At 56.4% G+C, this 11,748-nt stretch carries 11 protein-coding genes; 4 read left to right on the forward strand and 7 right to left on the reverse strand.

The window, feature by feature from the left end; genetic code table 11:
- The 4 genes from VN887_18250 to VN887_18265 form a co-directional block, all read left to right on the forward strand.
- Nucleotides 1-419, forward strand: a 419-nt coding sequence (locus VN887_18250; protein HXT41957.1) for a LytTR family DNA-binding domain-containing protein, incomplete at its 5' end; no start/stop codon positions are given.
- 464 nt (nt 420-883) lie between these two features.
- Complete coding sequence (locus tag VN887_18255; protein HXT41958.1) at nt 884-2,281, forward strand: alpha/beta fold hydrolase; 1,398 nt, start codon at nt 884-886, stop codon at nt 2,279-2,281.
- Nucleotides 2,278-3,264: an alpha/beta hydrolase family protein gene (locus VN887_18260; GenBank protein HXT41959.1), complete on the forward strand. Its 987-nt coding sequence runs from the start codon at nt 2,278-2,280 to the stop codon at nt 3,262-3,264. Before VN887_18255 ends, VN887_18260 begins: the two co-directional genes overlap by 4 nt.
- A complete protein-coding gene (locus tag VN887_18265; GenBank protein HXT41960.1) occupies nt 3,264-4,220 on the forward strand; it encodes a DUF72 domain-containing protein in 957 nt (318 codons plus the stop codon). Before VN887_18260 ends, VN887_18265 begins: the two co-directional genes overlap by 1 nt.
- A 60-nt stretch (nt 4,221-4,280) precedes the next feature.
- Here VN887_18265 and VN887_18270 read toward each other — a convergent pair whose 3' ends face one another.
- The 7 genes from VN887_18270 to VN887_18300 all read right to left on the reverse strand — a co-directional run bounded on the left by VN887_18270 (nt 4,281) and on the right by VN887_18300 (nt 11,610).
- Nucleotides 4,281-5,219: a PIG-L family deacetylase gene (locus VN887_18270; GenBank protein ID HXT41961.1), complete on the reverse strand. Its 939-nt coding sequence runs from the start codon at nt 5,217-5,219 to the stop codon at nt 4,281-4,283.
- Nucleotides 5,220-5,414: 195 nt separating this feature from the next.
- Nucleotides 5,415-5,843, reverse strand: coding sequence for a GtrA family protein (locus VN887_18275; protein HXT41962.1), 429 nt, complete (start codon nt 5,841-5,843; stop codon nt 5,415-5,417).
- A gap of 208 nt (nt 5,844-6,051) precedes the next feature.
- Nucleotides 6,052-6,504, reverse strand: coding sequence for a GtrA family protein (locus VN887_18280; protein HXT41963.1), 453 nt, complete (start codon nt 6,502-6,504; stop codon nt 6,052-6,054).
- Nucleotides 6,505-6,818: 314 nt separating this feature from the next.
- Nucleotides 6,819-7,742, reverse strand: coding sequence for a prepilin-type N-terminal cleavage/methylation domain-containing protein (locus VN887_18285; protein ID HXT41964.1), 924 nt, complete (start codon nt 7,740-7,742; stop codon nt 6,819-6,821).
- Nucleotides 7,739-8,980 carry a hypothetical protein gene (locus tag VN887_18290; GenBank protein ID HXT41965.1) on the reverse strand — a complete coding sequence of 414 codons (1,242 nt, stop codon included), beginning with the start codon at nt 8,978-8,980 and terminating at the stop codon, nt 7,739-7,741. The genes VN887_18285 and VN887_18290 overlap by 4 nt, the downstream gene beginning before the upstream one ends.
- Before the next feature lie 441 nt (nt 8,981-9,421).
- Nucleotides 9,422-11,074: a hypothetical protein gene (locus VN887_18295; protein ID HXT41966.1), complete on the reverse strand. Its 1,653-nt coding sequence runs from the start codon at nt 11,072-11,074 to the stop codon at nt 9,422-9,424.
- A 281-nt stretch (nt 11,075-11,355) separates the two neighbouring features.
- Nucleotides 11,356-11,610, reverse strand: a complete 255-nt coding sequence (locus tag VN887_18300) for a LuxR C-terminal-related transcriptional regulator (protein ID HXT41967.1) — start codon at nt 11,608-11,610, stop codon at nt 11,356-11,358.
- Nucleotides 11,611-11,748 lie beyond the last annotated feature (138 nt).

The following is an 11,748-nucleotide window of genomic DNA, read 5'->3' on the forward strand; positions in this document are numbered from 1 at the left end:
GCGACCGGATTGAGCGCCGGCAAGCCGGCGAACTCAGGGACCGGGTCGTCGAACTGCTTGCCGATCTCAAGACGGGCGGGAAACCCATGGACCGGCTGGCCGTCAAGTCCGGCGGGAAGGTTCTGGTCCTGAAACTCGACGAAATCGACTGGATTGAAGCTGCGGACAATTACGTGAACCTTCACGTGGGGGGCGAGTCCCACTTGCATCGCGAGACGATGTCCGCCTTGGAACGCAAGCTATCCGCCAGTGAATTCATACGCATCAGCCGCTCGACGATCGTCAACATCGAGCGCATCAAGGAGCTGCAGCCGCTGTTTCACGGGGAATATGCCGTCATCCTGCGCAATGGCACACGACTGACGTTGAGCCGTTCCCACCGCGAAAAATTGGACCGGCTGTTGGGGAAGGAATACTGATGAGCGGGGGTTAAACCGTGAGCAGGTTTCGGCCGAAGGTTCAACCGACCGTGGCTTTGATCGTCGAGGGCACGTCTAGTAAGACGACCATCACCCATGCCATTTGACCGCGACAGATTGAGAGCGGCGGCGGCGGGTCTGGCGGAACAGGGTGTGTTCATCGGCACGTCTTCTTGGAAATAACCCTTATGCCGAGCTCGGCATAAGTCATATTGTGCCGTGTAATTGATAATGCCGAGTTAAAGGAGTGATTCCTGATATTTTCAGGGAATCACTCCTTTTCTTGACTTCGCAACTCGGCATAATTCGCAGGACAGCCGATCACAACTTTTGAGGACTGTTCTTAATGATTGTTCGCTATGCACACACGTCGGAACTGGATGATTGTCGGAGTCGCCGCCGTTTGCTTCGTCACCGGCGTTGCGCTCTCGCATCGGGTTGAGCCTGCCGTTCGCGTCCAGAAAGTGACGCTCGCCGAAGAGACACCTGCGCTTAAGTTCTTTCCGACAGGTGCGGGAGCCCATCCGGTCGCGCTGCTCACCCATGGATACGCTGCCTCGAAAGAGACGCTCTATCGCTACGGGGAGGCGCTCGCAGCCGCCGGATTTATTTGCTATAGCGTTGACCAACCGGGGCACGGAACGTCGCCGCGGAAATTCCATTTTATGGACGCCGTGCATACGCTGGAGGCGGTCGCGCGCGAGGTCGGGCCGGTGGATGTTTTCGCGGGTTGGTCGCTAGGTGGCTATACGGGAGGCGAAGCAGTGCGGGAAGAGGGAATGAAACCGCGGCTTTTCATTGCCATCGGTTCCTTTCCCGTCCTGGGTGACCACCCCCCGCCGTTGCTTTTCCTGGCAGGCCGGTTCGAGGAAACCTTTACACCGGCGCTCCTCAAGAGCCGAACGGACGCGCGTCTGGTGATTTCTCCCTGGTCAGATCACGTGCTTGAGGGATTTGATCCTGTGCTGGTGAATTCAGCCGTCGAGGCCGCGTGCGCCGCAGTGCATCAGACGGCACCGGCCCCTCCCACGGCATGGCTCTGGCGACCCTTTGGTGTCATCCTGGCAATGTTTGCAGCGGGTGTGCTGGCAAGTTATTTGACGGATTTGTTTCCGAGACTGGCTCGATTCCGCGGACTGTTAATCGGTGGCTTTGTTGCTGCCGCATTCATGCTCACCATCCGCGGCGGTTGGCTCGATGCGACACCCAACCTACCGTCACAAGTGATCGCCATTCCTGTTGCCCTCCTCCTGGCAATCATTGTCGGCAGGTTCCGCATCCCGCGATGGAGCTTCGTCGCGCTGAATCTCCTTGTGATGGTGATTGCGGCATTCTGGTTCCATACGAGCCAGAGTCGGCCCGCGCTTATCCTCATGGCTTCTACCCTGGTCCTGACGCCCGCCCTGATCGCCGGAATTGTCATCGCCTGGTTTGCGTCCCGCCAGGGGTCCCGGTTGCAAGGCGACATCGCCATGGCCATCTTCCTGGGTTGCCTCTTCCAATGTTTGAAACCGCCACGAATGGCTCCCCTAGCGCCGACACCACATGCAGCCATCAAGCTGGACGCAAGGCTTCTCGATGCCTGTATCGGCGAATACGAAATTGTGCCGGATAACGTGTTTGACACTGGAGCAACGGTGACTATCCGGCGAAAAGGAGATCATTTAGTCTGGCAACTTTTTTGGGACAACGCATGGCAAAGCCCTTTGGATCTTTATCCCGAATCGGAAACCAATTTCTTCCTCGTAATCAATGGCGCGCAAGTGACATTCAATAAGGATGATCAAGGCGAAGTGATGGCGATAAGGCGCCATAAGCCAGGGCTGCCGGATAGCGAGGGGATGAAGCTTAAAACCGAATGATCGCGTCTTTGGCAAAATTCCTGGACTGGTCGTCCATTCAGCTAATGACACTGATGGCACCCGTCGATGACCTTGGCTCGAAGCTGGAAGAAGCAGTTCAGTTTTTGAACGGACCGGACTTTGTTCACGCTGAAAGTCAACCAGCACAAGTTGAATTCGACAGCTCTCTCCATTTCAATTTTCCCTCGCCGCGACCTTGCGAATTCGAGGAAAACAATGTAGTTCATGGACGGCTTTACCGTTGCGCCGAACGATGGCGGAAGCGACCGGTGATTATCTTGCTGCCCGGCTGGAAAGATTCAGCCAGCTATAACCTCAGATTTCCATTGATCGCCCGCCACTGTAATCGCGCGGGATTTAATGTGGCTACGTTGGTGCCGCCCTACCACTTTCAACGCCGTCCCCGCCAGCGCAGGGAGTTTGACCGAGGCGATTGCCTTGAGTTTGCGGAAGGAACAGCCCAGTCAATCGCCGAAATTCGCGCCCTGACCGGCTGGCTGCTGAAGGAAGGTTGCCCGGCTGTCGCATTGTGGGGTTATTCGAGGGGAGCGGCTGACGCGGGAATGGTGGCGTGCCACGATGCACGAGTGGCCGCAGTTGTTATGGCAAGCGCTCCTGCGTGTTGCAAAGCTTCTGTGGAACAAATGGCAATCCGTCCTCGTATTCACAGGAGATGGAAGAGCATTGGCGAGTTATGCGACAGATTCAACATGACACCGATGAATTTAACCGCTCTCCAGCCAGCCATCCCCAGGGAGAATATTTTGTTGATAGCAGGTATTTATGATTCGCTTTGTCTCAAGGACGAGATTGAAAACCTTTCCCGGGTATGGGGACATCCCGACATTTGGCAGTTGCCCCACGGACATGTCGGCATTTGTTGCGGGTTCGTGCTGGGCTTGAACGGCCGCATCCTTCGCTGGCTGGCGCCACGGCTGAACGCGCCTGCCGTTCAAGCACGACCAAACGACGCTGCCAGATAATGCCAAGTTGCAGAAAGAAAAGAGCGAGATTCCTTCGGCTTTCGAGGGAATCAACGTTTGAACTCGGCATAATCTTTTACACGGCACAATACGCGGGCTGGCTCGGACAACTCTATGATGACTCCCGTTATGTCTGGCGGGGCAGATTTTCACAATCCCGATTCGAGCGCCGATGTCTCGCTGAGTACGCAGAGGTTTTCAAGACGGTCTCGGTTGACGCAACTTTTTACCGCTTTCCGGACGCGCAGTTTTGGAAGGATCTTGTTTCCGAAGTGCCGCAGGATTTTCTTTTTTCGCTCAAGGTCACGGATGAGATCACTATCAAAACTTTTCCCAACCTGCCGCGGTTTCGGTCCCGGGCAGGCAAGGCAAATCCGGATTTTCTGAACGCGCGCCTTTTCACATCGGCATTCCTTGCCCCATGCGAACCGTTCAAGAAACAGGTGGGGCTGCTTATCATCGAGTTCTCGCGCTTTTATCCGGGTGATTTCGCGCGCGGCCGGGACTTCGTCGGAGCACTGGACCGTTTTCTGGCGGAGATACCCCGCGGATGGCGCTATGGCGTCGAGGTTCGCAACCGGCAGTTTCTGCGAGACGAATATTTCACGGTGCTACGGCGTCACGGTGTCGCGCACGTTTACAACAGTTGGGCTGACATGCCGCCCGTCGGAGAGCAAATCGCGATTCCTGCCAGCCGCACATGCCCGGAGTTTCTGGGAGCCAGATTCCTGCTTAAACCGGGTCGGCGGTACGAGGAAGCGGTCCGGCTTTTTAGTCCTTATGAGGCGGTCAAGGAACCGTATCCCGAAGGCCGCGCAGCGGTGGCCCGCTTGCTAAAAAAGGTGAAAATGGCGGGCGACCGGACGAAGGCGTTTATTTACGTGAACAACCGGTTTGAAGGAAACGCGCCGGAATCCATCGCCGCGATGATTGATGAAGACAGGGTCGATCTTTGACGAACGTGGTGGATCGCGCCGTGACGTGACCGGCCCGGACCCTGCCCGCCAGGCGCGCAGTCACTTCCCGAAAAATGGAAATAGCCTCGCCAACTCCGCCTTGTCAGGGCGACGGCCGTATTCGCAGATTTCAAAGGCTTCGGCATATTTGACCTTCGCCTTCCGGTCCTTGCCATACCACTGCTCCAATTGAGGTCGGAAACGATCGGCGATGGATTGATTGCGCCGGGCGAAACCGTCCCGCACTTGCTGATGCCGCTGCTTTTGCTTGGCTGGATCGGCGGGAAACAGATCGGCGGACCCGTTCGCGCCGCCTTCGTCGAACTGCGAGACGATAACGCCAAGCGCATCCAGCTTCTTCTCAATGACCTCATCAACGGAAACCACGATGTCGGGCTGGAACGGGTTTGGTTTTTGGAATGAGTCCGGGTAATAAAGGAACACCGGATTGTTTTTCATCGCCGGGACGTCCGGGCAGAAGAAAGGCACGGTTACCATGTAGGCGGCGTCTTGAACGAGCACACCGGTGTAACGATGGTCGGGATGATAATCGTTCGGGCGGGGGCCCATCACGATGTCTGCGTTCCATTCGCGGATGAGGCGCGTCAGCGTACGACGGTTTTCCAGCGTCGGCAGCAACTCGCCATCGTGGATGTCGAGAACTTCAGTCTCGATGCCGAGGATTTTGGCGGCAGCCTCGACTTCCGCCTTGCGTCGAAGTGCCAGCGGCCCTCCGGCATCACGCCAGTGGCCGATGTCGCCGTTGGTTACGGAGACGAACTTGACCTTGTGACCTTTCGACGCCCACATGGCCGCCACGCCCGAGGCCTGAATTTCGCAATCGTCGGGGTGGGCGCCGAAACAAATGATCCGCAGTCTGGCGTTGTCGGCCGCCGACGCGGTGTGTGGAACCGAAATCGCTGCCGCGAACAAAAGCACGAACATCGGCGCCATCCGCCGGCAGGATGAAGTGATCGCGCGAGGTGCGTAGCATTTCATAGTGGGCCTTTCGTCTTAAGGTTGTATCGGGACTTGACCTATGACTAGGCCGGGCCGGCGCTCGCGTCAAAACAAAACCAAAGGCGCTACCGGCGTTCACGTACGCAACAATACTCCACGGAGCGTCCAACGAAATCCAACGCAGAACCATGTCCCTTTTGGAACCGGCCCGCGTCCTTATCAAGCAGTGCCCGGTTACTTCGAACGATCTTTCCACCCGAATCTCAGATTCATGAGGAAGTTCCAGACGCTGACCAACATGATCGAGATGAAGTTTGCCAGATACACGTTTACGTTCAGCAAATAGACTTGCACGTTCAACAGCAACACGCTGAATCCGATTCCTGCCAGGCAGATCAAATTAAACTTCCCGAACCGAATCAAGCGTGGCAGCCAGCGGCTGCGCTCCGCCCCCATCCCTTGGAACGTCCACAGATCATTCCATAGAAAATTATTGAAGATGGCCACCTCTGCGGCGACGACTTTGCTCAAGGTCAAGTTCCAGCCGAGCATGTTCTTGCCCGCCAGCAACCAGATGAATCCCATATCCACGGCAATCCCCCCGCCGCCCACGATGCAGAATTGCGCGTAGCGCCGGAATGCCGGCCACAACTTGAATTTCACCAAAACCGCAATGCATTTCGTCATACCGGAAGCCAACGGCACATCTTCCCTCGCCAGTCCAACCAGTTATTCGCACGAACTAACATCAATTCTTTTCGCTCGGGCCTGCTGCCTTGTCCTCTCGCCCCATCGGATGGGGAAAGAGAAGGCATCAGAGATGTCGGCTAATCCGGTCCCCTCGCCTTCCAATCGCCTGTGGTGGGCCACGCTACGCCGCATAAACAAAAAACTTGTACCAGTAAAAATTCCACACCAGACCGGCCGACACCCCCAGCGCCTTGCATGCGTTGCGCGCGACCACGTCACCGCCCAGCCGCCGCGAAAGACTCAGCTTGCGAGCCAAAGCGAGCGCGAGATTGGCCGGGCCCTTCCAAACGTAGGTCGTCAAATAGAGGACCGCGTTTTGCAACACGAACGCAGAAAATGCCGTCGTGACCAGAAACCGCTCGGCGCGTCTCAACCATTCGTGTCCGGCGGGGTGAAACACCAGCCACCAGTTGGCCAAAAAAGACCATGTCATCGCCGTTGCCACGGAAACCGTGTTGGCCGGAATGCGCCGCCAGGCCACCGAGGACCGGGTCAGCAAGTTGAACACGGTGAAATCCACCAGGGTCGTGCTAACGCCGACCACGCAGAACAAGAGAAACTGAGGTAGCAGCATCAGAAAATGCTCCTTTCCCTCTACAAGAAAAGCCGGGCGTAGAAATCCGCCAATCCGGCCATAAAAACGACCACCACGATCCCTAACGCGCCACGCCCGTACCAACCGCATCCTATCCAAAGATGACCGGCGCCCAGGCCAAACAGACCGGCAAGCGGGACAAACGCATGAGCAAGGAATCTCACGTTCTGGTTGCAGGCAAACGGAAATTTCAGCGCATACGCCAACGTGATCGCAAACTGGCACGCAGCCATCCGGGAACTTCCGACAGCGGAGAACGGTCGCCGGTTGGTTGGTTCGGTCGGGCTGGCTCTCTACCGCGGCTCCGTGCAGTGGTCCTGGATCCATTTCACATCGCGATCGGTCGGGGAGGTGTGGCTCCCGGGCCTGGCCCTGCCCAGCGGCACCAGAGTCGTCCACTCCAGCCAGCGATGCCCCTCCACATGCCCGTCCGCAAAAACAATTTCCGCTGCTTTGTTGTGATAGCTGGCCGGGTAATCAATGATCCAGTACGGATTGGCCGGCCCGCTGCCGTCGCGCGTCCCGGTGTTGCTCATGTCCACCCCGAAATAGCCTTCGTTGATGCTGTCGCTGCGTTCGTCCAGCAAAACAAAAATGCCGGAAGGATGCGCGATCTCCTGGGATTTACGATAGTCCCGGTAGCGGCTGTTGCCGCCGTCGATGAACGCTGGCGTGCCTTTGATGCGCGTGGGATTCATCCGGCAGTTCATCGAAACGCTGCGCACGAACCGGCTGCGGTCACCGGGACACTTGTAAACCGACGGTGTGGGAATGTACGCCGCGAACGCCGACTGCTGCCGGTCAATCAACAATTGCGTGTTGGTCGCGTCGTTGGCGCGGCTCATCGTCCCGGCGACCCAGTTGGTGAAAACTCCCCGGCCGTCCTGACCGTCGGCGTTGGAGGGCAACTGGCCGTTGTTGTCATCGCCGTACATCATCCAGGCGTGAATGAGTTGTCGCAGGTTGCTCGCACACTCGGCCCCCTGTGCGGAGGCCTTGGCCCGGCCCAGCGCCGGCAAAAGCAACGCCGCCAGAACGGCAATGACCGCGATCGTCACCAGCAACTCCATCAGCGTGAAAGCGCACGACCGAACCGCAGTCCCCGGCGCCCGGCTCGGCAATGGCCCCGCTGGACCGGCTCCACCCCGCCAGACAGCAGAGTCGCCTCTTTGCCGCCTTTGGACTCTGGACATCGAACTTTGGACGTTGAAGTTCATCCCGCCCAGTTGAAATTGACAAACTGTTTCACCGCCCACCCTTGCAGCACCGCGAGGATCACCACATAATACCAGAAAACCCAGCGGCTCTTGGTCTTGCCCAGCAACATCGCGAGCACGATAAACACCGGAAAACAGACCATGATATAGCGGCGATAGGACATGAAATAACTGGTCAACGCCGGCACCAACCCGGTCGGAAGCGTGTACCAGAACCACGTCTTGTTTAAGCGGTAAATCAGCGGCAGCAACGCCAGAAACAAAACAAAGAAGCCGCGGTCCAACGCAGAATCCATCATCCCATCCAGGCTGCCCACGTTCGTGAAGGCGCTCCAGAACGCCGGGAAATCGAACATATTCGCAATCGAGGGCGAGTTCGGATAAGCCTTCTGGGCAACGAACCCCTCGAACGGATTGCCGGTCCACGCATACATCACCCCGAAATAAGCGGCGTATCCCAGCAGCGGGCAAAGCAGCAGCATCACCGGCACGAGCCAACGCGCGCTCCCCGTTCTTCCGGCTGCGAGCCGCGCCGGACCCGGCGGTTGCGCGTCCGACCCGGCCGCATTTGTTGAAGTTGCAGTGCCGCCTTCCCGCCCCTTTGCTCTTAAAAAGCCTCGCGCCCAGTCCGTGCGCTCGAAAAAATACCACGTCAGCGGCGCGATCATGAAAATCCCCACGGGCCGCGCCAGCGGCAGCAGTAAACCGGCGACTGCGGTCCAGGACCACCGTTCCAGTTCCAATCCCCAGAAAAAAACCATGAGCAGCACCAGATAGAGCGCCTCGGTGTAAGGAAACGAGAAAAACAGCGCGCCCGGAAACGCCAGCATCAGTATGAGCGAATCCCGGGCAACCTCGGGCGGATAATGCCGTTCCACCAGCCGATAAAACAACCCCAAGCCAATGACCGACAGGACGGTCGTCAGAACCAGGCTGGCCAGCAAGGGCCGACCGACCGTCAACGCCGCCGCAGCGTGGATCATTCCCGGCCAGAGCGGATAAAATGCGCACGAATGGTTCCCGGCTTGGTAGCCGTCTTGACTCAGGCGCAAATAATGCGCAACATCCCACGTGCTGAAGCGGCTGGCAAGTGTGGGCTGACCGTCAGGTGGCCAGTGCGCAAAGGCACTACCAAACTGGAACCAGTTAAAACCAAAACACAATGAAAAAACGACGACCAACGCCAACACCCCCTTGGCCCAGAGAAGAACACGCCACGGGTTGCTGACGTTAGTCATTCAGTGGTTGGTTTACCAACAGAATGCTTTCTACGCTAGCAATCGCCGATGTACGTCGTCGTTGTAGGCGGACCCTGCGCAATTCCTCCGCAATCACAATAATCGGGTTGGTAGTAGCGAGCACCCAGAACGCAGTTCATTGGAGTTGTCGTGACAGTTATTGTCCAAGACGGGGATATCTGGTTGCAGGTATTGTACCAACTGGCGGAGGTACACCATCCCCCAGGACCGCTGACAGTTGTTAGGTAACATGTGCCGGGGCAGAGATCATCGGGGCTACCGCAGTCTGCTGTGTTCGTTGAACCGGACGGCGAGTAACATTTCATGCCCCAAACCCAGGTGGCGTGGCTGTTGACTGGCATGTTCAACAGAACTGCTGTTCCAACGAGACAGACGAGTTTTTTCATTTCTGTTTTCTTTCCTTTGCAGCGCCTTGACGTTTCATTCCGCCCTCCTCCGGCGCAGTTTAAGAAGGAGAGGGAAGGCTAAAATAATGATCAAACCAATCACGAACAGGGGCCGGTGCCAAAACGCCGGCCGAATTTCAACCACGGCGGCGATTGTTCTAAATTTCGCGATACCGCTCATTGTTGGGCCCACCTCGCTTTTGTTGGTCGTCCAGTGGTTAATTGGACCGTATTGAACGTAATCTGTGCCGGAACCTCGAAACCTGTAGTCGCTGGTCCAAATCGGCTTTCCTAGATGAGGAGTCGGTTCACCAAACTCTGCAGGGACGATGCCGTCCACCTTCCCTTCGTATCGGATCCTTACAGCGGGAGATACGAAACCACTCGAGGACCGTAATTTCACGGTGTGATTCGTCGGATCATACATGTAAAGCTGTTCAATCAACGCATCATAAACAGTCAGTTGAAACTTAGAAGGAAGCTTTCCATAAGCTGTATTAGTCCACTTGGTGACTTCATACTCTCCAGCTTGGAATCGATTCGTTAAACCCTTCATCGCTTTCACCAGCCCTATAACATCGCCCCTTGGGGGTGTTTGGCGATTCAGAAACGGAGAGTCCAAGGCAGAGGCAACCCGCATCTCCGAATAGTAAAACTCGGCCTTGGCGACCACTGCAGGTGTCGAATCGGACCAAGTGATCTCTGTGTCACAGAACATCGACTGCAAATCACCGCGCGGGACAGTCCATGGCGTGGGTAGGTTAGTAACTTCAAACTCAGTGTCGCGCGACAAAATAAAAGCCCACCAAGGGATGCTCTCAGCCGGAGTATCAGTAGGAATGTTCCACGGATCAATCAAGGCTGTTTCGGCAGGGAGCAGAACATTCCGAGCCTGGATTAAGGTAAAGGTCGTCCGCCCGTCGGAAGCGATTGCATAGGAGTCTGAATTCGTCAGCTGAGTGAATAGCTTCCAGTGGCGGCCTTCGACAAGAATCCTGAAATTGCTGATGGCGGAGTTTATTTGCTTACCGTCACGCCCAAAATAGTCAGAGGAGATGGTCCCTGAAATACCCAAAGCTTGAGCATTTTCAGCGCAATTTGCTGGTCTCGCCAAAAAAGCCGACAAGAGCCCCACGACGACATTGGTTACCGAGCGCGTCCACCTGAAGCGAACGGACAAAAGAAGAACGGATAAACCGATTGCAGCTAAAAAAACAAGCAGGACCACAGCCCAAACGTTCTCGTACTGCTTGGATGAACCGGTAAGGAGCCCAATAAGGCCGAAGCAATGGCAAGCCGAACGTGGGGCCACAATCCACATCCCCAATCGGTACAGCCCAATTGCGAAGCAAAGCCAGAGAAGCCATAGACCGCTGGAGATCGGATTCTTTAGATTCCGAAATACTTTAACTGCTACAAAGCTTTCAATTGCGGCGGAAACCAGCATAACGAGCCAATTAGGTAATGGAGATAGCAGGAAGTTTTCTGCGGCAAACTCTCTAGGATACACTGCAACAAACCCCAGCTTTGAAAAGGCCAATAGTATGAGAATCAACGAGGCGAGCGTTTCCATGCAAATGATGAGTTTCCAGCACCGCCCTTTCGAACGGGAGATCGGCGGGTTTGCAATGTTCCCAGTTGGCCCAATATTCATGTTCTGTTCTTCATTCGCCGTCATTTTTCTCATCCCATTAACCGTTCAACACGTAAATCGCCTTGTAACGCCGCACCTCGGGCTTGCCCGCCACCAGCAACGGGCGGTCGTCCACCAAATCGAGACAAGCCATCCACCACCCCGTCGGAATGGCAGGTAAGAGAGCGAACGCGGATCAGCAGACGGATACAACGCTCCCGCCCGTTTTCGGTCCTCCTCCACATTCGTTGGAATACCGTGATGTTCATAAGCACCTGCGCCTTGTTCGTTGGGTGTCGAGGGTGACTTTTATCACCGCTGTTAAACTCAGGCTATCACCTGCAATAGGGTACGAGGCTACGGAGACTCTTGGATGCCCGGAAGCGGCCTGAGTCCGCGACAACTTTGGCTAACGTCCAGCGATCATGCACCGCCAGCTTCTCATACACGTGCTTCACATGCGCGTGTACCGTGTGGCGGCTGATGTGCAGTTGATTGGCGATCTCCTTTTCAGTAAAACGAGCGGCCCAAAGTTCGGTCACTTCCCACTCGCGCGTCGTCAGATGTATGCCTTGGTATTTCAAACGCACCTCCTGGTTGGTATGCGGTCAGGGCGCCCCGGTATGAACAGAGAGATCGCGGAGCGCCAGCGCGCCACAAGCATTTGTTCCCTCTGTGCGTTCCCATAGCTGCCCTCGCCTTGACAAGGATTGAGCCCCCCCCCCCCC

The organism is Candidatus Angelobacter sp. (assembly GCA_035607015.1).
In the GTDB taxonomy this organism is placed as follows: domain Bacteria; phylum Verrucomicrobiota; class Verrucomicrobiia; order Limisphaerales; family AV2; genus AV2.